23 protein-coding genes, 1 tRNA gene, 1 pseudogene and 1 riboswitch are annotated in these 20599 nt (G+C 69.1%); of the genes and pseudogenes, 16 read left to right on the top strand and 9 right to left on the bottom strand.

All coding sequences use genetic code 11. The features are described from left to right. Positions 1-3: 3 nt before the first annotated feature. Positions 4-333, top strand: a complete 330-nt coding sequence (locus tag DMA15_RS13725) for a hypothetical protein (protein ID WP_125513044.1) — start codon at positions 4-6, stop codon at positions 331-333. A 72-nt stretch (positions 334-405) separates the two neighbouring features. Here DMA15_RS13725 and DMA15_RS13720 read toward each other — a convergent pair whose 3' ends face one another. After that, positions 406-990 carry an isochorismatase family protein gene (locus tag DMA15_RS13720; protein ID WP_125513043.1) on the bottom strand — a complete coding sequence of 195 codons (585 nt, stop codon included), beginning with the start codon at positions 988-990 and terminating at the stop codon, positions 406-408. 118 nt (positions 991-1108) lie between these two features. Beyond that, the gene (locus DMA15_RS13715) at positions 1109-2437 is read right to left on the bottom strand and encodes a nicotinate phosphoribosyltransferase (RefSeq protein WP_125513042.1); all 1329 of its coding nucleotides are present in this window, start codon (positions 2435-2437) and stop codon (positions 1109-1111) included. Positions 2438-2517: 80 nt separating this feature from the next. Here DMA15_RS13715 and clpS point away from each other — a divergent pair, with 80 nt between their 5' ends. The 10 genes from clpS (at position 2518) to DMA15_RS13665 (ending at position 10434) form a co-directional block, all read left to right on the top strand. Further along, positions 2518-2832 carry an ATP-dependent Clp protease adapter ClpS gene (clpS, locus tag DMA15_RS13710; protein WP_125513041.1) on the top strand — a complete coding sequence of 105 codons (315 nt, stop codon included), beginning with the start codon at positions 2518-2520 and terminating at the stop codon, positions 2830-2832. Between the two features lie 11 nt (positions 2833-2843). Next, positions 2844-3449, top strand: a complete 606-nt coding sequence (locus DMA15_RS13705; RefSeq protein WP_125513040.1) for a DUF2017 domain-containing protein — start codon at positions 2844-2846, stop codon at positions 3447-3449. A gap of 372 nt (positions 3450-3821) precedes the next feature. Beyond that, entirely contained in the window at positions 3822-5324 is a 1503-nt protein-coding gene (locus tag DMA15_RS13700) for an amino acid permease (RefSeq protein WP_125513039.1), read from the top strand. A gap of 89 nt (positions 5325-5413) precedes the next feature. Next, positions 5414-5836, top strand: coding sequence for a M67 family metallopeptidase (locus DMA15_RS13695; protein WP_164551757.1), 423 nt, complete (start codon positions 5414-5416; stop codon positions 5834-5836). Further along, positions 5800-5962, top strand: a riboswitch (cobalamin riboswitch). Its footprint overlaps the gene before it by 37 nt. A gap of 42 nt (positions 5963-6004) precedes the next feature. Continuing rightward, positions 6005-6967, top strand: coding sequence for an ABC transporter substrate-binding protein (locus DMA15_RS13690; RefSeq protein ID WP_125513038.1), 963 nt, complete (start codon positions 6005-6007; stop codon positions 6965-6967). Positions 6968-7083: 116 nt separating this feature from the next. Further along, positions 7084-8100, top strand: a complete 1017-nt coding sequence (locus tag DMA15_RS13685; protein ID WP_125517743.1) for an iron ABC transporter permease — start codon at positions 7084-7086, stop codon at positions 8098-8100. Next, positions 8097-8870 carry an ABC transporter ATP-binding protein gene (locus DMA15_RS13680; protein ID WP_125513037.1) on the top strand — a complete coding sequence of 258 codons (774 nt, stop codon included), beginning with the start codon at positions 8097-8099 and terminating at the stop codon, positions 8868-8870. Before DMA15_RS13685 ends, DMA15_RS13680 begins: the two co-directional genes overlap by 4 nt. Before the next feature lie 69 nt (positions 8871-8939). Further along, the gene (locus DMA15_RS38130; RefSeq protein ID WP_320590866.1) at positions 8940-9041 is read left to right on the top strand and encodes a putative leader peptide; all 102 of its coding nucleotides are present in this window, start codon (positions 8940-8942) and stop codon (positions 9039-9041) included. A gap of 139 nt (positions 9042-9180) precedes the next feature. Beyond that, positions 9181-9468 (top strand): MoaD/ThiS family protein, encoded by a 288-nt coding sequence (locus tag DMA15_RS13670; protein ID WP_125513035.1) that lies wholly within the window; start codon positions 9181-9183, stop codon positions 9466-9468. Between the two features lie 12 nt (positions 9469-9480). Then, the gene (locus DMA15_RS13665) at positions 9481-10434 is read left to right on the top strand and encodes a cysteine synthase (protein WP_125513034.1); all 954 of its coding nucleotides are present in this window, start codon (positions 9481-9483) and stop codon (positions 10432-10434) included. Positions 10435-10542: 108 nt separating this feature from the next. Here DMA15_RS13665 and DMA15_RS13660 read toward each other — a convergent pair whose 3' ends face one another. Then, positions 10543-11004 (bottom strand): type II toxin-antitoxin system PemK/MazF family toxin, encoded by a 462-nt coding sequence (locus DMA15_RS13660; protein WP_125513033.1) that lies wholly within the window; start codon positions 11002-11004, stop codon positions 10543-10545. Between the two features lie 201 nt (positions 11005-11205). Here DMA15_RS13660 and DMA15_RS13655 point away from each other — a divergent pair, with 201 nt between their 5' ends. Continuing rightward, the gene (locus DMA15_RS13655) at positions 11206-11958 is read left to right on the top strand and encodes an MBL fold metallo-hydrolase (RefSeq protein ID WP_125513032.1); all 753 of its coding nucleotides are present in this window, start codon (positions 11206-11208) and stop codon (positions 11956-11958) included. A 76-nt stretch (positions 11959-12034) separates the two neighbouring features. Here the strand turns inward: DMA15_RS13655 and DMA15_RS13650 are convergent, their stop codons facing one another. Together DMA15_RS13650 and DMA15_RS13645 are read right to left on the bottom strand one after the other, a co-directional pair. Then, entirely contained in the window at positions 12035-13309 is a 1275-nt protein-coding gene (locus tag DMA15_RS13650; protein WP_125513031.1) for a PTS transporter subunit EIIC, read from the bottom strand. 255 nt (positions 13310-13564) lie between these two features. Beyond that, positions 13565-14878, bottom strand: a complete 1314-nt coding sequence (locus DMA15_RS13645) for a PTS transporter subunit EIIC (protein ID WP_125513030.1) — start codon at positions 14876-14878, stop codon at positions 13565-13567. Positions 14879-15108: 230 nt separating this feature from the next. Here DMA15_RS13645 and DMA15_RS13640 point away from each other — a divergent pair. The 4 genes and pseudogenes from DMA15_RS13640 to rdgB all read left to right on the top strand — a co-directional run. Next, positions 15109-15345, top strand: a pseudogene (locus DMA15_RS13640) (PTS glucose/sucrose transporter subunit IIB); the annotation flags it as partial. Positions 15346-15473: 128 nt separating this feature from the next. Further along, positions 15474-16220, top strand: coding sequence for a ribonuclease PH (gene rph, locus DMA15_RS13635; protein WP_125513028.1), 747 nt, complete (start codon positions 15474-15476; stop codon positions 16218-16220). A gap of 164 nt (positions 16221-16384) precedes the next feature. Beyond that, on the top strand, positions 16385-16780 hold the full coding sequence (locus DMA15_RS13630; protein ID WP_125513027.1) for a hypothetical protein: 396 nt from the start codon (positions 16385-16387) through the stop codon (positions 16778-16780). A gap of 58 nt (positions 16781-16838) precedes the next feature. After that, entirely contained in the window at positions 16839-17441 is a 603-nt protein-coding gene (gene rdgB, locus DMA15_RS13625; protein ID WP_125513026.1) for an RdgB/HAM1 family non-canonical purine NTP pyrophosphatase, read from the top strand. 51 nt (positions 17442-17492) lie between these two features. Here rdgB and DMA15_RS13620 read toward each other — a convergent pair. The 4 genes from DMA15_RS13620 to proP all read right to left on the bottom strand — a co-directional run bounded on the left by DMA15_RS13620 (position 17493) and on the right by proP (position 20572). After that, positions 17493-17576 (bottom strand) — tRNA-Leu (locus DMA15_RS13620). Positions 17577-17628: 52 nt separating this feature from the next. Further along, the gene (locus DMA15_RS13615; RefSeq protein WP_346428945.1) at positions 17629-18141 is read right to left on the bottom strand and encodes an HNH endonuclease signature motif containing protein; all 513 of its coding nucleotides are present in this window, start codon (positions 18139-18141) and stop codon (positions 17629-17631) included. A 158-nt stretch (positions 18142-18299) separates the two neighbouring features. Continuing rightward, positions 18300-18941: an HNH endonuclease signature motif containing protein gene (locus DMA15_RS13610; protein ID WP_125513024.1), complete on the bottom strand. Its 642-nt coding sequence runs from the start codon at positions 18939-18941 to the stop codon at positions 18300-18302. A gap of 134 nt (positions 18942-19075) precedes the next feature. Next, entirely contained in the window at positions 19076-20572 is a 1497-nt protein-coding gene (proP, locus tag DMA15_RS13605; RefSeq protein ID WP_125513023.1) for a glycine betaine/L-proline transporter ProP, read from the bottom strand. Between the last annotated feature and the right edge of the window lie 27 nt (positions 20573-20599).

The following is a 20599-nucleotide window of genomic DNA, read 5'->3' as shown; positions in this document are numbered from 1 at the left end:
GGCATGTCCGCAGGAGGTTTCTGCAAGCTGCCGAACGGCAGCGTGGTGGTGGCACTGACCGTGCCGAGCCCGTCGCCGGGCGACGGCGCGGTAAGGATGATCGTGCACGCCGTGAACCGCGCGAGGGCGCTGACGCGACTGCGGAACCTGGGGCTGCGGGCGGTCTATCTGCGGGGCAACGCGGAACCGCCCACGCCGGACGAGGTCACGGCGGTCCTGCACCATCCGGACGGATTGATATGGCGGGCGGCGCCCAACGCCGTGCAGGAGCTGTGGCATCCGGTCAGAGCCCTGAAGAGACAGAGCGCAAGGCCCAGCCCCTCCGGCGTCTGAGGAGCAAAAATCAGCCCCTCCGGCGTTTGAGGAGCGGGGTCCGGGGCGGAGCCCCGTGGCGGCGCCGTGCTTTCAGACGACAGGCTTACCGGTCAGCTCGACGCCAGCCGCGCGCATCTCCGCCATCGCCCGCTCGGTGGTCGCCGAGGCGACCCCCGCCGTAAGCTCCAGCAGAACAGTCGTCCCGAACCCCTCCCGAACCGCGTCCACCGCCGTGGCCCGCACGCAGTGGTCCGTGGCGAGGCCCACCACGTCGACCTCCGTGATCCCGCGCTCCCGCAGCCACTCCGCCATGGAGAGGCCGTTCTCGTCGACGCCCTCGAAGCCGCTGTACGCGGCCGAGTGGGCCCCCTTGTCGAAGACCGCGTCGATCGCGCCGGAGGCGACGGCCGGGGCGAAGTTCGGGTGGAAGCCGACACCCTCCGTGCCCGCCACGCAGTGCGGCGGCCAGGAGTCCACGTAGTCGGGGTTCTCCGAGAAGTGGGTGCCGGGGTCGATGTGGTGATCCCGGGTGGCGACCACGTGGCGGTAGCAGGCCGGGGTCTGGCCGATCAGCTCCGTGATGGCGGCGGCCACGTCCGCGCCGCCGGCGACCGCGAGGCTGCCGCCTTCGCAGAAGTCGTTCTGCACGTCTACGACGATCAGTGCGCGGCGCATGGGCGGTGTCCTTCTGCCGGGGGTGACTACGAGCCTAGAGACTTCACACGTGTTGCGGGAGGGGGCACCTTCCCGGGCCCGTCGGAGTTATCCGGGCCCGTCGGAGGTATCCGGCCCGTCAGAGATATTCCGTGGGGATGACCGCCTCGCCCCGCGACAGCTGCGTCGCCGAGAGGGGCAGTCCGGCGCGCGCGGCGGCGTGCCGGTCGCGGACCGCGTCGAGCGGCTCCCGGGCGACGACCTGGCCGCCCTTGACCAGCTCGACGAGGAGCTGCCGGTCGACGAGGTCGGCGGGGACGGCCCCGGTGCCGACGACCTCGGCCTCGGCGACGCCGTACTCGTCCGTGCGCCGGGCGGCCCACTTGCGTCCGCCCACCGAGCTCTTCGCGCCCAGCGACTTCTTCGCCACCGGCTCCAGGGGTGCCTTGGGGTCCGCCGAGTGGGCGCGGGCCACCAGCTTGTAGACCATGGAGCAGGTGGGGTGCCCGGAGCCGGTGACGAGCTGCGTGCCCACGCCGTACGCGTCCACGGGCGCCGCCCGCAGCGAGGCGATGGCGTACTCGTCGAGGTCGGACGTGACCACGATCTTCGTCTCCGTCGCGCCCAGCTCGTCCAGCTGCTGGCGCACCCGGTGGGCGACGAGGAGCAGGTCGCCGGAGTCGATGCGCACGGCGCCCAACTCGGGCCCGGCGATCTCGACGGCCATGCGGACGGCCTCGGTCACGTCATAGGTGTCCACGAGCAGGGTCGTGCCGCGGCCGAGCGAGTCGACCTGGGCGCGGAAGGCGTCGCGTTCGCTGTCGTGCAGCAGGGTGAAGGCGTGGGCGCTGGTGCCGACGGTCGGGATGCCGTAGCGGAAGCCGGCGGCCAGGTCCGAGGTGGTCGCGAAGCCGCCCACGTACGCGGCGCGGGAGGCGGCGACGGCGGCCAGCTCGTGGGTGCGGCGGGCGCCCATCTCGATCAGCGGGCGGTCACCGGCGGCCGAGGACATCCGGGAGGCGGCGGCCGCGATGGCCGAGTCGTGGTTGAGGATGGAGAGGATCACGGTCTCCAGGAGCACGCACTCCGCGAAGGACCCCTCGACCCGCAGGATGGGCGAGCCGGGGAAGTAGACCTCGCCCTCGGGGTAGCCCCAGATGTCGCCGCTGAAGCGGTAGCCGGAGAGCCACTGGAGGGTGGCCTCGTCGACGATGTTCCGCTCGCGCAGGAAGCCGAGGACGCCCGCGTCGAAGCGGAAGTTCTCCACCGCGTCCAGAACGCGGCCGGTGCCCGCCACGACGCCGTAGCGCCGCCCCTCGGGCAGTCTGCGGGTGAAGACCTCGAAGACGGACCTGCGTCCTCCGGTGCCGGCCTTCAGCGCGGCCTGGAGCATCGTCAGCTCGTACTGGTCCGTGAAGAGCGCCGTCGACGGAACATCCACCGGCAGGCCAAGGTCCGCTGTGTTCATACGAAGGATGCTACCCCGCATCTCGTCACTCTGACGATTTCGTGGGCCCGTTTGTGCGGGGACCCCTTGGGGGTGGCAGCATGGGGCACGTGAGTACGGCTCCCGCAGAGATCACCCGCCCGGATTCGGACGAAGAGGCGCTCGTCGTCCCCGAGCCGGACGTCCCCTGGATCACGCTCGTGCACAACGACCCGGTCAACCTCATGAGCTACGTGACGTACGTGTTCCAGTCGTACTTCGGGTACTCGAAGGAGAAGGCCACCAAGCTGATGATGGACGTGCACCAGAAGGGCCGCGCGGTCGTCTCCACCGGCTCCCGCGAGGAGATGGAGCGCGACGTGCAGGCCATGCACGGGTACGGGCTGTGGGCCACCCTTCAGCAGGACCGGAAGTAGCGACGCATCTGATGCCAGGACAATTCGAACCGATCCCCGGGGGCGGCGCCGCCGTCGCCCTCGACGAGGTCGAGATCTCGATCATCCGCTCCCTCGCCGTGCAGCTCCTGGAGCTGATCGGCCCCGGCCCCGGCGGTGAGCCCTCCGACGACCCCCTCGCGGAACTCTTCGCCGAGGGCCCCAGCGAGCCGCCCACCGACCCGGTGATGCAGCGCCTGCTCCCGGACGCGTACGGCGGTCCCGGCAGTGAGACCGGGGACATCGCGCAGGACGACGAACTGCGGGCGTATTCGGCCGAGTTCCGCCGTTTCACGGAGAACGACCTGCGGGCCAAGAAGCGGGACGACGCGCTGGTCGTGATCCGGTCCCTCGACTCGATGGCGTCATCGGGCGAGGGCGGAGCTGTCCTGAAACTGTCGGTCGAGGAGTCCCGGCACTGGCTCGGGGCGCTCAATGACCTCCGCCTCGCGATCGGCACCCGCCTCGAGGTCACCGACGAGGACGACGCCGATCTGCTCTACCGGCTCCCCGACTCCGACCCCCGCAAGCCGATGGTGATGGCCTACCTCTGGCTGGGCGGTCTGCAAGAGACGCTGGTCGGGACCTTGCTGGACTGAGCGGGGCCGGAAACCGGTGCATATGACAGCGAGATTTGCTGTACTGGACACCTTCCGTTCACGTGGCGGTCCGTTCGCTCAGCGGATGCTCAAATCCGGATAACGATCCCGTCACTTCATTGCCCACGTTTGCTGCGGGAAGAGACCTTTGTCCGCTTCTCCCTGTGGGCTGCGTCACAGATGGCTGATTCTCTCACTGTTGCGACCGTGATAAATCTTCACGACCGCTCGGTGACGCCACCCATGTCACCGAGAGCGCTCGGGCCGGCAGACCGCCGGTAGCACTCCATAGGTATCCGGGGGGATCAGGACCTGATCCGCAGCCATCAACGCGAAACGCGGGCGCGGATCAGCATGGAGAAAGGCGTCACCATGACCTCAGTGCAGGTCGAAGAGCAGCACGACGGGCACGACGGCAATGGTGCCGTGCAGGCCGCGGGCGGCCCGTCCGGCGAGGGCGAGGGCTACCAGCGCGGTCTGGGGGCCCGGCAGATCCAGATGATCGCGATCGGCGGTGCCATCGGCACCGGCCTGTTCCTCGGCGCGGGCAAGGCCATTCACAAGGCCGGCCCCAGCCTCATCCTGGCGTACGCCATCGCGGGCCTCGTCATCTTCTTCATCATGCGGGCGCTCGGCGAGCTCCTCATGTACCGCGCCGTGTCGGGCTCCTTCTCGGAGTACGCGCGCGAATTCATGGGCCCGTTCTTCGGGTTCGTGACCGGCTGGACGTACTGGCTCTTCTGGGTCGTCACCGGCATCACGGAAGTGACAGCCGCCGCCCAGTACATGCAGTACTGGACACACAACTCATTCCCACAATGGGCGTACGCGCTGGTCTTCACGGTCATCCTGTACGGCGCGAACCTCATCTCCGTGAAGCTCTTCGGTGAGCTGGAGTTCTGGTTCTCGATGGTCAAGGTCACCGCCATCATCGGCATGATCCTGATCTGCGTCGGCATCCTCACCATCGGCTTCTCCGACGCCGGTGACACCGCGACCGTGGCCCACCTGTGGAACCAGGGCGGCTTCTTCCCCAACGGCATCGGCTCCACGCTGATGACGCTCCAGATCGTGATGTTCGCCTTCCTCGCCGTCGAGCTGGTCGGCGTCACCGCGGGCGAGTCCAAGGACCCGAAGACGGTCCTGCCCAAGGCCATCAACACCGTGCCGTGGCGCATCGCCGTCTTCTACGTCGGCGCGCTGATCATGATCCTGTCGGTCGTGCCGTGGACGCACTTCAAGCCCGGAGTCTCGCCGTTCGTCGCGGCCTTCGAGGAGATGGGCCTCGGCGTCGGCGCCGCGATCGTGAACTTCGTGGTCCTCACCGCCGCGCTCTCCTCCTGCAACTCCGGCATGTACTCCACCGGCCGCATGCTGCGCGACCTGGCCCTCAACGGCCAGGGCCCGAAGCTCTTCACCAAGCTCACGAAGAACGGCCTGCCGCTGCTCGGCACCACGTTCTCCGCCGCGTGCATGCTGGTCGGCGTCTGGATCAACTACCAGTGGCCCGGCAAGGCGTTCACCTACGTCGTCTCCTTCGCGACCATCTCCGGCATGTGGGCCTGGATCATGATCCTGGCCTGCCAGATCCGCTACCGCCGCAAGGCCGACCGGGGCGAGCTGCCGCAGTCCACCTTCCGGGCGCCGGGTGCTCCGTACACGAGCTGGTTCGCGCTGCTGTTCATCGGCATGGTGATCGTGCTGATGGGCATCGACGAGGACAACCGGATCTCGCTGTACGCCGCTCCGGTGTGGATCGCGATCCTCGCGGGTGCCTACCTGATCCTCAAGAAGCGCAACCCGCAGGCCGCCGCGTTCAACAAGCGCAAGGTCGGTGCCGCCGCCTCCGAGACCGAGCCGGTCGCCAAGGACTGACACCCGCCCCTCGGGGCACCTGTCCAGCATTCGGGCCCGCCCGTACCACACTTCGGTACGGTGCGGGCCCTCTGCTTATCCTGACTGCCATGCTGACCATCACCCAGGCCCTCCACGACCAGATCGTCGCGCACGCGCGCCAGGACCACCCCGACGAGGCGTGCGGCGTGATCGCGGGCCCGGCGGGCACCGGCCGCCCCGAGCGGTTCATCCCGATGCTGAACGCCGCGCGCTCGCCCACGTTCTACGAGTTCGACTCGGGTGACCTCCTCAAGCTCTACCGCGAGATGGACGACCGCGACGAGGAGCCGGTGGTCATCTACCACTCGCACACCGCGACCGAGGCCTACCCCTCGCGCACCGACATCAGCTACGCCAACGAGCCCGGCGCCCACTACCTCCTGGTCTCCACCGCGGACACCGACGGCGCGGGCCCCTTCCAGTTCCGCTCGTTCCGGATCGTCGAGGGCGAGGTCACCGAGGAAGAGGTGCGGGTCGTACAGGCATACTGACCCCGACATCTTCGAGGCGGCAGGAGCCAGGAAGCCGGTGCGAACCCGGCACGGTCCCGCCACTGTGACCCCACCTCCTCACGGAGGCGGGGGAGTCAGGAACTGACCTGCCGCCTTCTCCACACATCGCAGGGGACGCGGAAATCCCCTGAAGGAGGCAGTTCAGCCATGTCCCGCGCCCTACGCGTACTCACCGCCGCGGCCCTGCTCGCCCCGCTCGCCGCATGCGGCTCGTCCGGTTCCACCGACTCCGGCAAGCCCGCCGCCAAGTCCGCCGGATTCCCGTACACCGTCACCAACTGCGGTGTGCGCACGACGTACGACGCACCCCCCAAGCGGGCCGTCACCATGAACCAGCACGTCACCGAGGTGATGCTGGAACTCGGCCTCAAGGACCGCCTCGCCGGGACCGCCTACCTCGACGACAAGGTCCTGCCGAAGTACGAGAAGGCGTACAAGTCCGTCCCCGTCCTCGCCAAGGAGTACCCCTCCTACGAGAAGCTGCTCGCCGCCAACCCCGACTTCGTGTACGGCGGCTACGCCAGCGCCTTCCTGGCGGGCGACGGCCGCAGCCGCTCCGCGCTCGCCAAGTCCGGCATCAAGAGCCGCCTCAACATCGAGGGGTGCGCGAAGCGGGCCGTCTCCATGGACGACGTCTACCGCGAGGTGCGCGAGGTCGGCTCGACCTTCGGGGTGCGCGAGCGCGCGGACAAGTGGGTGAGCGGCGCGAAGCGGGAGCTGGCCGCCACCGAGAAGAAGGCGAAGGGCGGGAAGCCTGCCTCCGTCTTCGTCTACGACAGCGGCGACAAGACGGCGTTCACGCTGGGCGGCAGGGGCATCGGTAACGACATCGTCGAGCGGGCGGGCGGCCGCAACGTCTTCGCCGACGTGGACAAGTCCTTCGGCGACGCGTCCTGGGAGAAGGTCGTCGAACGCAAGCCGGAGGTCATCGTGATCCTCGACTACGGCGCCACGACCGTCGCCCAGAAGAAGCGCCGCCTCCTCGACGACCCGGTCCTGGCGGACGTCCCCGCGATCAAGAACAAGCGGTTCGCGGTGCTCCCCCTGTCGGACGTGGTGACAGGAGTACGAGCCCCGGAGGCGGTGAAGAAGCTGGCGGCACAGCTGTGAGCACCCCCCAGCCCGTCCGGCGCCTGATCCAGCCCGGGGGAGGCAAAATTCAGCCCGTCCGGCGTTTGAGGACGAGCCCGAAGGGCGATCGACCGAGCCACAGGGGGCGCCGCCTCCTGATACTGACGGGACTGACCGCGGCCCTCGCGGCAGCGATACTCGCCGGGCTGGCCCTGGGCTCGGTCAGGATCCCCCCGAGCCAGGTCCTGGACATCCTCACAGGCCGCGCGGAACCCTCCCCGTTCCGCACCATCGTCCTGGACGTCAGACTCCCCAGAGTCATCCTGGGCGCCACCGTAGGAGCCGGCCTGGCAGTCATCGGCACCGTCCTCCAGGCCCTCGTCCGCAACCCCCTCGCCGACCCGTTCCTCCTGGGCGTCTCCTCGGGCGCCTCCGTGGGCGCGGTCTCGGCGATCGTCCTCGGCGGCGTCTTCGGCCTGGGCGCCGCCCTCAGCACCGCCGTCACCATCCCCGCCGCCTCATTCGTGGGCGCGCTGGTCTCCCTGGCCCTCGTCTACGCCCTGGCCAGAAGCGGCGGCGGGGGCTTCGCCACCGGCCGCCTGATCCTCGCCGGGGTCGCCGTCTCGTACATCCTGACCGCCCTGACCAGCCTCATCCTGGTCACCGCCGACAGCGCCGACCATCTCAAGGAAGTCCTCTACTGGACGCTCGGCGGCCTCGGCAGCGCGCGCTGGGACATGCTCGCTCTGCCCTGCGTAGTCCTTGCCGTCGGCACGGCCCTGCTGATCGCGCTGGCCCGCCCGCTCGACCTGCTGCTCGTCGGCGAGGAGGGCGCCACCGTCCTCGGCCTGGACACAGCCCGCTTCCGCGCCGCCGTCTTCGTCCTCGCCTCGCTCCTGACCGGCGTACTCGTCGCGTACAGCGGCGCCATCGGCTTCGTCGGCCTGATGGTGCCGCACGCCGCCCGGCTGCTGGTGGGCGCCGCGCACCGCCCGCTGCTCCCGGTGGTGGCGCTGATGGGCGCGGTGTTCCTGGTCGTCGCCGACCTCGCCGCCCGCACGGTCGCCGCCCCGCAGGACATCCCGGTCGGCGTGCTCACCGCGCTGACCGGCGGACCGTTCTTCCTCTGGCTGCTGCGCAGGGGCCAGAGCCACGAAGGGATGGCCACGTGACGCTGCGCGTGGAGAACCTCGGCTACCGGGCCCCGGGCGGAGAGCGCCTCCTCGACGGTGTCTCACTGACCGTCGCCGAGGGCGAGACGGTCGGCGTCGTCGGCCCCAACGGCAGCGGCAAGACGACCCTGCTGCGCTGCGTGTACGGGGCGCTCACCCCGGCCGAGGGCCGCGTCCTGCTGAACGGGACCGATCTGGCGGGGCTCGGCGCCAAGGCGCGCTCCCGGCACATCGCCACCGTCCCGCAGGACGGCCAGGCGGGCTTCGACCTCACCGTGCGGCAGATCGTCGCGATGGGCCGCTCCCCGCACAAACGCTTCTGGGAGGGGGACACCGAGCGGGACGACGAGCTGGTGCGCGGCGCCCTCGGCCGCGTCGGCGCGGAGCGCCTGGCCGACCGCTCCTTCGCCGCGCTCTCCGGCGGCGAACGCCAACGCGCCCTGGTGGCGCGGGCGTTGGTGCAGCAGTCCACGGTCCTGATCCTCGACGAGCCGACCAACCACCTCGACATCCGCTACCAGCTGGAGATCCTCTCCCTGGTCAGCGGCCTCGGCACCACCAATCTCCTCGCCCTGCACGACCTGAATCTCGCGGCGTACTACTGCGACCGCCTCTACGTCCTGCGCGAGGGCCGCCCCGCCGCGTCCGGCACCCCCAAGGAGGTCCTGACCAGCGAGATGCTGGCCGAGGTGTACGGCGTCACGGCGGAGGTCGCGGTGCACCCGGCGACGGGCGCGCCGACCGTCACCTACCTCCCCGCATCCAGGTGATGGACCGAAACCATCCACCATGTGAGATCACATTCCGGGACCCGGACCGGGAATCGATACGATGAGCCCATGGTTTCCCACGACGTGAGCGACAAGATGCCGGGCATGCTGCTCGTGGCGCGTCTGCACGTCGACCTGTGCAGGCTCAGCAGCGCCATCTGTTCGCGCTGACCCCTGCCGCCGTACGGCCGAGAAAAGGGCCGCGGCGCCTCATCCACGTACGACCGCGCACACCGCACGACGCGCACACCGCACGACCGGGCCGCCGCGCGCCCACTCACCTGAACTCTCCCGACAGGAGCCCTCAGCCATGGCCATCGAGGTCCGCATCCCGACCATCCTCCGCACCTACACCGACGGCGAGAAGGCCGTCCAGGGCAGCGGTGACACCATCGCCGAACTCTTCACCGACCTCGACTCGCGGCACGCGGGCATCGCCGAGCGGCTCGTCGACCCGGCCAACGACGGCAAGCTGCGCCGCTTCGTGAACGTGTACCTCAACGACGAGGACGTCCGCTTCCTCGACGGCATCTCCACCAAGCTCGCCGACGGCGACAGCGTCACGATCCTGCCGGCCGTCGCCGGCGGCATGGTCTAGGCCCGATCCCGGATGCCTCGCTACGACTCCCCGCTCGCCGCGGTCGGCAACACGCCGCTCGTCCGCCTGCCGCGCCTGTCCCCCTCGGCCGACGTCCGCATCTGGGCCAAGCTGGAGGACCGCAACCCGACCGGTTCCATCAAGGACCGGCCCGCGCTGCACATGGTCGAACAGGCCGAGAAGGACGGCCGGTTGACGCCCGGCTGCACGATCCTGGAGCCGACCTCCGGCAACACCGGCATCTCGCTCGCCATGGCGGCCAAGCTCAAGGGCTACCGCATCGTGTGCGTCATGCCGGAGAACACCTCCCAGGAGCGGCGCGACCTGCTCGCCATGTGGGGCGCCGAGATCATCTCCTCCCCGGCGGCCGGGGGGTCCAACACCGCGGTCCGCGTCGCCAAGGAGCTGGCGGCCGAGCACCCGGACTGGGTGATGCTCTACCAGTACGGCAACCCCGACAACGCGGGCGCCCACTACGCGACCACGGGCCCCGAGGTCTACGCCGACCTGCCCTCCATCACCCATTTCGTGGCGGGCCTCGGCACGACGGGTACGCTCATGGGCGTCGGCCGCTACCTGCGCGAACAGAAGCCGGACATCAAGATCGTCGCCGCCGAGCCGCGCTATGACGACCTCGTCTACGGCCTGCGCAACCTCGACGAGGGCTTCGTCCCCGAGCTGTACGACGCCTCCGTCCTCACCACCCGCTTCTCCGTCGGCTCGGCCGACGCGGTGACCCGCACCCGGGAACTCCTCCAGCAGGAGGGCATCTTCGCGGGCGTCTCCACGGGGGCCGCGCTGCACGCGGCGATCGGCGTCGGCAAGAAGGCGGTGGCGGCGGGCGAGGCCGCCGACATCGTCTTCGTCGTCGCCGACGGCGGCTGGAAGTACCTGTCGACCGGGGTCTACACCGCGGCGACGACCGAGGCGGCCATCGAAACGCTCCAGGGCCAGCTCTGGGCCTAGCCGGCCGGGGGCGCCGTCTATCACCGGCTCCGCCGAGTTCGTCCTCAAACGCCGGACAGGCTGGAAATCTCCTGCCCGTCCGGCGTTTTCGGGTGACCGGGTGACCGGCTAACCGGCCAGGTACTTCACCTGGTCCCACAACACCGGATCCACCACCCCGGCCCTGCGCCGGAACTCCCACAGCGGTACGTCCCGCAGTTCGTCCGTCTCCAGGAAGCTCGGCCGGCCCTCCGCGTCGCCCACCGAGCCCGGCGGCAGCGGGATCACGCCCGCCCGCTCCTCGTGGTACCTGCTGGTGATCTTCGCGACCCGAGCCCGCTCCCCGCGCACCGACAGGACCAGGCACGGCCTGTCCTTCCCGCCGGGCCCGTCCTCGTAGGGCACCCGCGCCCACCAGATCTCCGCGGGGCGCGGCGCGGGAAGCCGCCGCCGGGGGCCTCGCGGCGGCCGCGCCCGGCCCGGCGGGCGGGTGGTCCGCTGCCGGGGCCCGCGGCCCCAGCCGTCCACCAGCGCGACGACCAGTGCGAGCACCACGAGGGCGGCGAGCGCGAGCCACCAGGACGTGTCCATAACCACGACGGTACCGGCGCACGCGCCGTCACGCCCGCCACTCCACCACCCGCCCCACGCGCCCCCCGAACCGGTGACACCGCAGGTGAGTTCCCCCACAACGGCCCGCGACGGAGGAGCGACCCGCCGTTTCGCGCCTTACGCTCGACGGACCGCACACCCACCCCCCAGCTCTTTCGCCAGCGCGGAGGTTCCAGCTTCATGAAGCTCACCGTCGTCGGCTGCTCGGGGTCGTTTCCGTCCGCGGAGTCGGCCTGCTCGAGCTACCTCGTAGAGGCCGACGGCTTCCGGTTGCTGCTCGACATGGGCAACGGCGCCCTCGGCGAGCTCCAGCGCCACATCGGTCTGTACGACCTCGACGCGATCTTCCTCAGCCATCTGCACGCGGACCACTGCATCGACATGTGCGCGTACTTCGTCGCGCGCTACTACCGGCACGACGGCGGCCGCTGCGCCCCCATCCCGGTCTACGGCCCCGAGGGCACCGAGCAGCGCCTGACGACCGCGTACGCGGACACGCCCTCGGCCTCCTCGATGAGCGAGGTCTTCGACTTCCACACGGTCAAGCCGGCCGCCTTCGACATCGGCCCGTTCTCGGTGCGCACCGAGCGGGTGAGCCACCCCGTCGAGGCGTACGCCATCCGCGTCGAGCACGGGGGCAGGTCCCTCACGTACTCCGGCGACACCGGCAGCTGCGAGAGCCTGGACGGACTCGCCTTCGGCACCGATCTGTTCCTGTGCGAGGCGGCGTTCACGCACGGCAAGGAGAACATCCCCGACCTGCACCTGAACGGCCGCGAGGCGGGCGAGTGCGCCCGGCGCGCCGGTGCAGGAAGGTTGCTGCTCACCCACATCCCGCCGTGGACCGACCCCCAGGTGAACCTCGCGGACGCCCGCGCCGTGTACGACGGCCCGGCCGAGCTGGCGGCGCCCGGCGCGACGTACGAGATCTGAGGCCGCCGGAGCAACGGAAAGGCCCGGGCGTTGGTGACCAACGCCCGGGCCCTTCTCCGTTCGGCTGAGCCGGAGGCTACTTCGCCTCGGCCTTCTGCAGTTCGGCCAGCTCCTCGTCGGACTCACGGCCCGGCGTCGGCAGGTTGAACTTGGTGATCGCGAAGCGGAAGACCACGTAGTAGACCGCCGCGAAGCAGAGGCCGACGAGGGCCAGGCCCCACGGGTTCTTCGCGATGCCGAGGTTCAGGAAGAAGTCGACCGCGCCGGCCGAGAAGCCGAAGCCGTCCTTCATGCCGAGCGCCCAGGTCAGCGCCATGGAGACACCGGTGAGCACCGCGTGGATCGCGTACAGGACCGGCGCGATGAACATGAAGGTGAACTCGATCGGCTCGGTCACACCGGTGACGAACGCGGTGGCCGCGAGCGAGAACATCATGCCGCCGACGACCTTGCGGCGCTCGGGACGGGCGCAGTGCACGATCGCGAGGCAGGCCGCCGGGAGGGCGAACATCATGATCGGGAAGAAGCCGGTCATGAACTGGCCCGCGCTGGGGTCGCCGTGCAGGAAGCGGGCGATGTCGCCGTGGTAGTCCGTGCCGCCGTCGTTGTACGTGCCCGCCTGGAACCACGGGAAGGAGTTCAGCAGGTGGTGCATGCCGATCGGGATCAGCGCGCGGTTGGCGACACCGAAGACACCGGCGCCGACGGCGCCCGAACCGACGAGCCACTCACTGAAGTTGTGCAGACCGGTGCCGAGGACCGGCCAGATCAGACCGAAGACGATGCCCGCGACCAGGCCCGCGAAGGCCGACAGGATCGGCACCAGGCGGCGGCCGCCGAAGAAGCCCGCCCAGTCGGGGAGCTTGGTCCGGTAGAACTTCTGGTAGAGCAGGGCGACGATGATGCCCATCACGACGCCGCCGAGCACACCGGCGTTGACCGGCGCCTCGTTCATCACGATCTTGCCGTCGACGACGGAGGCGACCTTGGGCAGGTTCTTGTCCGTGAAGGTGGCGAGCACCTTCTGGAAGACCAGGTAGCCGGTGACGGCCGCGAGGGCCGTCGAACCGTCCGACTTCTTGGCGAAGCCGATCGCGATGCCGACGCAGAACAGCAGCGCCATGTTGTCGAGCAGCGCGCCACCGCCCGCCGCCATGTAGCTCGCGAGCTTGTTGACGAAGGTCGGGAAGGACTCCCGGCCCAGCATGTCGTCCTGGCCGAAACGGACCAGGAGGGCTGCGGCGGGCAGCACGGCGACCGGCAGCATGAGGCTGCGGCCGATGCGCTGCATGACAGCCATCGCGCCGGAGCCCTTCTTCTTTGCCGCGGGGGCGGCACTGGCCGTGGACACAACTTCCTCCAGTGGGCAAGGCGCCGCCTGGGGACAGTTAAGTGGGGGACGGCGGCGTCTCCGGGGGACGCGGCGAGAAGGCCGCGTGGTCTACACCATTAAGTGGTGTAGACCTGTTGTAGCACGGTGAAGGTGACGTAAGGAACCCGCGATTCCTGTGGGCTCGGCCATATACGGATATGGCAGTCCAAAGGCCCCCGGACCAGAGGTCCGAGGGCCTTGCGGAGCGCCGGGAAGCCGCTCGGCCGGAGCGCGTCAGGCCTTGGTCTGCTCCCGGTCCAGGGCCTCCGCCTCCTCCTCTGGTTCACGTCCCGGAGTCGCCAGATCGAACTTCGTGATGACGAAGCGGAATACGAAGTAGTACACGACGCCGAAGCCGAGACCGATCAGGATGATCAGCCACGGCTTGGTCGCCAGACTCCAGTTGATGACGTAGTCGATCAGCCCCGCGGAGAAGCTGAAGCCGTCCTTCACGCCCAGCGCCCACGTCACCGCCATCGAGACACCGGTGAGCACCGCGTGCAGCGCGTAGAGCAGTGGCGCGATGAAGAGGAACGAGTACTCGATCGGCTCGGTGATGCCCGTGACGAACGACGTCAGGCCGACCGACAGCATCATGCCGCCGACCACCTTGCGCCGCTCCGGCCGCGCGCAGTGCGTGATCGCGAGGGCCGCCGCGGGCAGCGCGAACATCATGATCGGGAAGAAGCCCGAGGTGAACTGGCCCGCCGACGGGTCGCCCGCGAGGAACCGGTTGATGTCGCCGTGCACCATCGTGCCGTCCGGCTTGGTGTAGTCGCCGAACTGGAACCACACGAACGTATTGAGGAACTGGTGCAGCCCCACCGTGAGCAGCGCGCGGTTGGCGACGCCGAAGATGCCCGAGCCCAGCCAGCCCAGATCCACCAGCCACTTCGAGAAGCTGGTCAGCGCGTCACCGACCGGCGGCCAGATCCACACGCACAGACCCGCGAAGATCAGCCCCACGAAGGCCATGATGATCGGTACCAGACGGCGGCCGTTGAAGAAGCCCAGCCAGTCGACCAGCTTCACGCGGTGGTAGCGCTGCCAGAACCACGCGGCGAGCAGACCCATCACGATGCCGCCGAACACCCCCGGATTCTGGTACGCGGCCTGCGCGACCGTCCCGTCCTCCGCGACGCAGACCCCGCTCCACATCCCGGCCGCGCCGAACGTCGTATCGGCCGGGCAGTCCTCGGGGAAGGCGCGGAGCACCGCGTAGTAGACGAGGAAACCGGCGACCGCCGCGAGCGCCGTCGAGCCGTCCGCCTTCTTCGCCATGCCGATCGCGACACCGACGCAGAACAGCAGCGGCAGGCCGAGCGAGGAGTCGAGCAGGGAGCCGCCCGCCGCCGCGAAGACCTTGGCCACGCTCGTCCAGCCGAGCCCGTCGGCGCCGAAGACGTCCGGCTGGCCGAGGCGGTTGAGGATGCCGGCGGCGGGCAGCACCGCGATGGGCAGCTGGAGGCTGCGGCCCATCTTCTGGAGGCCCTGGAACAGGCCGTTCCACCACTTCTTCCGCGGCACCGCGGCGGCGTCGGAACTCATCGGCGTCCTCCCGGAACAAGCCAGGTTTGGCGGTCGTTGAAAACTGGTGTAGACCAGTTGAGAGCGGCTGGACGCGCCGCCTCGGCGTGACTCGGCGCGGGGCGACACCTTGATCGTCATCATTGGGTACGTGTGCGGACACCGCCCGCGAAGATGGTCCAACCGTGCGTTAACGTGACACAGCGGACCTACGGCGTGCTGAGGCCGCGTCCTTTGGAACCAGGGAGAAACACATGGCCAGCAAGGCTGAGAAGATCGTCGCCGGGCTCGGCGGCATCGACAACATCGAAGAGGTCGAGGGCTGCATCACCCGCCTCCGCACCGAGGTCCGCGACCCCGGCCTCGTCGACGACGCCGCGCTGAAGGCCGCCGGCGCCCACGGTGTCGTCAAGATGGGCACCGCGATCCAGGTCGTCATCGGCACGGACGCCGACCCGATCGCCGCGGACATCGAAGACATGATGTGAGTTCCTGAACTCACGGCTCGCGGGGCGCGCGGGCTGGGCGCGCGGGCTCACGGGCTCACGGGCTCACGGGTGAGGGTCCTTCCTCGATCGGGGGAGGACCCTCACCCATGTGCCGATAGGCTCGGCCCATGTCTACGCCCTCGCCCCGTATCGACGGCCGCACGCCCGAACAGCTCCGCCCCATCACCATCGAGCGCGGCTGGAGCAAGCACGCCGAGGGCTCCGTCCTCATCTCCTTCGGCGACACCAAGGTCTTCTGCACCGCCTCCGTCACCGAAGGCGTCCCGCGCTGGCGCAAGGGCAGCGGTGAGGGCTGGGTCACCGCCGAGTACTCGATGCTGCCCCGCTCCACCAACACCCGCGGCGACCGCGAGGCCGTACGCGGCAAGATCGGTGGCCGCACCCACGAGATCAGCCGCCTCATCGGCCGCTCGCTGCGCGCCGTCATCGACTACAAGTCGCTCGGCGAGAACACCATCGTCCTGGACTGCGACGTCCTCCAGGCCGACGGCGGCACCCGCACCGCCGCGATCACCGGCGCGTATGTGGCGCTGGCCGACGCCGTCGCCTGGGCGCAGGGCAAGAAGCTCATCAAGGCCGGCCGCAAGCCCCTCACCGACACCGTCTCCGCGGTCTCCGTCGGCATCGTCGGCGGCGTACCCCTCCTCGACCTCTGCTACGAGGAGGACGTGAAGGCCGACACCGACATGAACGTCGTCTGCACCGGCGACGGCCGCTTCGTCGAGGTCCAGGGCACCGCCGAGGCCGAGCCCTTCGACCGCAAGGAGCTGAACGCGCTCCTCGACCTCGCCCTCGGCGGCTGCGAGGACCTCGCCAACTTCCAGCGCGAGGCGCTGGCGGCGACGCGCCAGTGACGTACGGCGCGGCGACGTAGCGGCGCAGGTCAAGCACACCAGGTACGTCGGCTACATCACGTACATCACGTAAGGCAACCAACAACCCCCTGCCGGGCGTTGTTAGGAGTACGGGCGCGCGGGCAATGCCGGGCGCCCGTACGCACCCGGGGAGGGACCGAACCATGGCCGCGCGCCACCGTCGTATCGCCACCGCTGTCGTCACAGCCCTGATCGTCGTACCGGCAGGCGTCGGCCTCGTCGGCTGTGACGCCGTCTCGAAGGCCCTGGACTGCGTCCAGACCGCGGACACGATCGCCGACAGCGTCACCGACCTGCAGCAGGCCGCCGAGAAGGCCGGTGACAACCCCGCCGAGGCCGACCGGGCACTCGACGACATCAACAAGAACCTCGACAAGATCAGCGACAAGACCGACGACACCGACGTGAACAAGGCCGTCGACGACCTCGGCAAGGCCGTCGAGAACGTCCGCGAGGCCATCAAGAGCGGCGACAGCACGCCCGACGTCAGTCCGGTCACCGACGCGGCGGGCGAACTGACCAAGGTCTGCACACCGTAGGGACCCGTCGTGCCCCCTGGACATCTCCTTGGACACTGGGTCCTTGGATACTGGGGGCATGACCCGCCTCATCCTCGCCACCCGTAACGCCGGCAAGATCACGGAACTGAGGGCGATCCTCGCCGACGCAGGCCTCACCCACGACCTCGTCGGCGCGGACGCCTACCCCGAGATCCCCGACGTCAAGGAAACCGGCGTCACCTTCGCCGAGAACGCCCTGCTCAAGGCACACGCCCTCGCCCGGGCCACCGGCCTGCCCGCCGTCGCCGACGACTCGGGCCTGTGCGTCGACGTCCTCGGCGGCGCCCCCGGCATCTTCTCCGCCCGCTGGTCGGGCCGCCACGGCGACGACGCCGCGAACCTCGCGCTGCTCCTGGCCCAGCTGTCCGACATCGCCCCGGAACACCGCTCGGCCCACTTCGCCTGCGCGGCGGCCCTTGCCCTGCCCGACGGCACGGAACGAGTGGTCGAGGGCCGCTTGCGAGGCACCCTGCGAACGACCCCTTCCGGCTCCGGAGGCTTCGGCTACGACCCGATCCTCCAGCCGGAGGGCGAGACGCGTACGTGCGCGGAACTGACGGCGGAAGAGAAGAACGCGATCAGCCATCGCGGGGAGGCGTTCCGGGGGTTGGTGCCGGTGGTGCGGGAGTTGTTGGGCTGAGGCATGGTGAAGGGGTGTCCCGCTGGTGAGCGGGACGCCCCTTCGGTTGCGTGCGGCCGGTGGGACTCGAACCCACATGGGATTTCTCCCACGACATCCTAAGTGTCGCGCTTATACCAATTCAGCAACGACCGCCAGCTGCCAGCCATGATATCCGGCCGGTGGCTGAGGTGAAATGCGCCTGGTGCTACGAGCCGCTGCTTTGTCCGGATTTTCGGCCGCCTCGGCACCAGGTGGCCGTTACTGCGTGGCAGTTAGGGCATAGGAGCCGCAGATTCTCGCGTCGGTCATCGCTCCAATCACCGTTGACGTGGTCGACCTCCAACGTCATGGGCCGCCCGTTCCATTCGGGCGGGGTTCCGCACTCGTCACATGACTCGGGTACGCCGGTCTCGCGCAGGGCTCTGCGCAGCAGGGCAGTTCTGGTGCGGTGTGACCCGCTGTGCCTGACAAGTACATCCGCCGCTGTCTTCACGGGCGTCGGGCCCGGCCTCCCTCGCTGGTGGGCCTGGCCAAGGAAGTGGGACGTGTCGAGGCCATCCTCCTCAACCCACTGAGACAGCAGGGCGCGCAGTTGGCTGGTGTCCGGTTTTCCTAGAGCGCGCAGGGTCTGTGCAATTGACGAGCTCTGGGCAACCGCCCGCCGGAGTTCATCGGCTGCGGGTTTGGGATATGGCCCGCCCCGCAGTCGACGGGGCATATGGGAGACATCGATCCCGTAGTCGTCGAACCGTTTGAACAAGTGGCGGCGCAGGCTCCGGTATGGACGTACCCCTACGAACGCCATGACCTCCTCCACACTTGAGCAGTTCTTCGCAGCCGGGGTCAGCAGCTCCCGCGTGTACCGGACGGGCTCGCTCATGAGTGGCGCCTCTTGCCGCGACCACGGTAGTTGTCCGTGGCCGAATGGCAGTTGGGGCACAGGAGTCGTAGGTTCTGGATTCTGTTGTTGCGCCAGTTGCCGTCGATGTGGTCGACCTCCAGTGGCAGGGGGCGCCCTCGCCACAGCGGTTCCGTTCCGCACATCGCGCACCGCTCGGCAACGCCGAGTTCGGCCATGGCCCGTCTGAGTCGGTCGCTCTGGATGCGCCGCGCGCCTGTCGGGCCTTGTTCGACCAGGAGCTGGTCAGGTGTGCGGCATTCCTTTGCAATGCCGAGCCGAGACGGCCGCTGAAAGTGCGATGTATCGATTCCGTAGGCCTTGATGCGTCGGCTGATGTGTGTGTGATGACCGCCCACGACCTCAATTCCCAGGTACCGCAGCACACCGTTCACGCTGCTCGACGCGGCCACCGCTGGTATCAGAAGCTCCTTGGTCCACCGAGTTCCCTCCCGCTGGAAGTGCGACGTGTCCACCTCCAGCCTCCGCATCCGCTCACGGATGTAGCGCCGCGTCGGGCTTTTCGGGTCCACTCCCAATTTCCCCAGCGCCTCGGACAGCGTCTGTGACGAGCGAGCGGCCTCCTCCAGACGTTCTCTGGTGTGCGGACTGACCGACATCTCATCCCCTCCGTCCCGGCCACGCCTTCGTAGCCCGTACGGAGTAACGAACCGCTAATCGGACAGTCACGCCCGATATGCGGAACGGCCCGCCCCACTTGCACAAGCGGGTCGGGCCGTGGTGCGGGGGAGGGTCAGAAGCGGGGGGTCGGGGACTGGGCCTCCACCAGTTCCGCCGCCTCCTCCTTCGTCTCCACCGACGGCGGCGAGCCCGACAGCGGCTGCTGGGCCGTCTCCTTCATGCAGGCCACCGCGATGATGCCGACCAGCGCCGCCGCCATCGAGTAGTACGCCGGGACCATGTCCGTGCCCGTGACGCTGATCAGGGACGTGATCACCAGGGGGGCCGTGCCGCCGAAGAGGGAGGCGGAGAGGTTGTAGCCGACGGAGAGGGAGCCGTAGCGGACCGAGGTGGGGAAGAGGGCCGGGAGCGTCGCCGACATCGTGCCGAGGAGGCAGACCAGGGAGAGGCCGAGCAGGAGCATCCCCGCGGAGACCGCGAAGAGGCTGCCCTGCTTGATCAGGAGGAAGGCCGGGAGGGAGAGGAAGAGGAAGCCCAGCATTCCCGCCATCAGCAGCGGCTTGCGCCCGAAGCGGTCGGAGAGCCTGCCCACCCGGTTCATGATCAGCATCAGCACGATCATCGTGCCGATGAGGATCAGCAGACCGTGCGAGTCGTCGTAGCCGAGTTCGTCGGAGAGGTACGTCGGCATGTACGACAGCAGCATGTAGTCGGTGATGTTGTACGCGCCGACCAGGGCGACGCAGAGGATCAGCGTGGGCCAGTGCCGGCGGAAGATCTTCGCCAGGTCGCCCTTGGCCGTGGTCTCCACGGTGGACGCGCCCTCGGACGCCGAGTGGAAGGAGGCGTCCTCCATCTTCTGGAAGGCGGGGGTCTCGTCGAGCTTGAGCCGGAGGTAGAGGCCCACGAGGCCGAGCGGGCCCGCGACGAGGAACGGGATCCGCCAGCCCCAGGACTCCATGGCGTCCGAGCCGAGGGCGGTGTTCAGGATGAGGACCAGGCCCGCCGCGCCCGTGTAACCGGCGAGCGTGCCGATCTCCAGGAAGCTGCCGAAGTAGCCGCGCCGCTTGTCGGGGGCGTACTCGGCGATGAAGGTGGACGCGCCGCCGTACTCACCGCCCGTCGAGAAGCCCTGCACCAGACGGAAGAAGATCAGCAGGACCGGGGCCCAGAAGCCGATCGTGGCGTAGGACGGGATCAGGCCGATGGCGAGCGTGCCGATCGCCATCATGATCATCGTCAGCGCGAGGACCTTCTTGCGGCCGATCTTGTCGCCCATGGGCCCGAAGACCATGCCGCCGACGGGGCGGACCAGGAAGGAGACCGCGAAGGTGGCGAAGGAGGAGATCAGCTGGGCCGTCTCGTTCCCGGACGGGAAGAAGACATGGCCGATGGTGACGGCCAGATAGCTGTAGATGCCGAAGTCGAACCACTCCATGGCGTTGCCGAGCGACGCCGCTTTGACCGCCCGCTTGACCGCGGCCTCGTCCGTGACCGTGATGTCGGTGCGGCGCAGCGGCGGGTTCTTGCGCCGGTTGGCGGCCCGGTACAGCGTGCGGTGGCGTTTGACCGCGTCGGCATCGGCCTCTATCTCTTCGTGGGCCGCCATGGAGTGGTTCCTTTCGTTCTTCGGACG

It is taken from the genome of Streptomyces sp. WAC 01529 (genome assembly GCF_003945545.1).
GTDB classification, from domain to species: Bacteria; Actinomycetota; Actinomycetes; order Streptomycetales; family Streptomycetaceae; genus Streptomyces; species Streptomyces anatolicus.
The sequence above is the reverse complement of the archived record's forward strand: the minus strand, read 5'-3'. Positions and strand labels throughout refer to the sequence as shown.

Coding starts and splice junctions, on each gene's coding strand:
- DMA15_RS13725 (WP_125513044.1), top strand. CDS start 4: ATGTCCGCAGGAGGTTTCTGCAAGCTGCCGAACGGCAGCGTGGTGGTG.
- DMA15_RS13720 (WP_125513043.1), bottom strand. CDS start 990: ATGCGCCGCGCACTGATCGTCGTAGACGTGCAGAACGACTTCTGCGAA.
- DMA15_RS13715 (WP_125513042.1), bottom strand. CDS start 2,437: ATGAACACAGCGGACCTTGGCCTGCCGGTGGATGTTCCGTCGACGGCG.
- clpS (WP_125513041.1), top strand. CDS start 2,518: ATGGGGCACGTGAGTACGGCTCCCGCAGAGATCACCCGCCCGGATTCG.
- DMA15_RS13705 (WP_125513040.1), top strand. CDS start 2,844: ATGCCAGGACAATTCGAACCGATCCCCGGGGGCGGCGCCGCCGTCGCC.
- DMA15_RS13700 (WP_125513039.1), top strand. CDS start 3,822: ATGACCTCAGTGCAGGTCGAAGAGCAGCACGACGGGCACGACGGCAAT.
- DMA15_RS13695 (WP_164551757.1), top strand. CDS start 5,414: ATGCTGACCATCACCCAGGCCCTCCACGACCAGATCGTCGCGCACGCG.
- DMA15_RS13690 (WP_125513038.1), top strand. CDS start 6,005: ATGTCCCGCGCCCTACGCGTACTCACCGCCGCGGCCCTGCTCGCCCCG.
- DMA15_RS38130 (WP_320590866.1), top strand. CDS start 8,940: ATGGTTTCCCACGACGTGAGCGACAAGATGCCGGGCATGCTGCTCGTG.
- DMA15_RS13670 (WP_125513035.1), top strand. CDS start 9,181: ATGGCCATCGAGGTCCGCATCCCGACCATCCTCCGCACCTACACCGAC.
- DMA15_RS13665 (WP_125513034.1), top strand. CDS start 9,481: ATGCCTCGCTACGACTCCCCGCTCGCCGCGGTCGGCAACACGCCGCTC.
- DMA15_RS13660 (WP_125513033.1), bottom strand. CDS start 11,004: ATGGACACGTCCTGGTGGCTCGCGCTCGCCGCCCTCGTGGTGCTCGCA.
- DMA15_RS13655 (WP_125513032.1), top strand. CDS start 11,206: ATGAAGCTCACCGTCGTCGGCTGCTCGGGGTCGTTTCCGTCCGCGGAG.
- DMA15_RS13645 (WP_125513030.1), bottom strand. CDS start 14,878: ATGAGTTCCGACGCCGCCGCGGTGCCGCGGAAGAAGTGGTGGAACGGC.
- rph (WP_125513028.1), top strand. CDS start 15,474: ATGTCTACGCCCTCGCCCCGTATCGACGGCCGCACGCCCGAACAGCTC.
- DMA15_RS13630 (WP_125513027.1), top strand. CDS start 16,385: ATGGCCGCGCGCCACCGTCGTATCGCCACCGCTGTCGTCACAGCCCTG.
- rdgB (WP_125513026.1), top strand. CDS start 16,839: ATGACCCGCCTCATCCTCGCCACCCGTAACGCCGGCAAGATCACGGAA.
- DMA15_RS13615 (WP_346428945.1), bottom strand. CDS start 18,141: ATGCCCCGTCGACTGCGGGGCGGGCCATATCCCAAACCCGCAGCCGAT.
- DMA15_RS13610 (WP_125513024.1), bottom strand. CDS start 18,941: ATGTCGGTCAGTCCGCACACCAGAGAACGTCTGGAGGAGGCCGCTCGC.
- proP (WP_125513023.1), bottom strand. CDS start 20,572: ATGGCGGCCCACGAAGAGATAGAGGCCGATGCCGACGCGGTCAAACGC.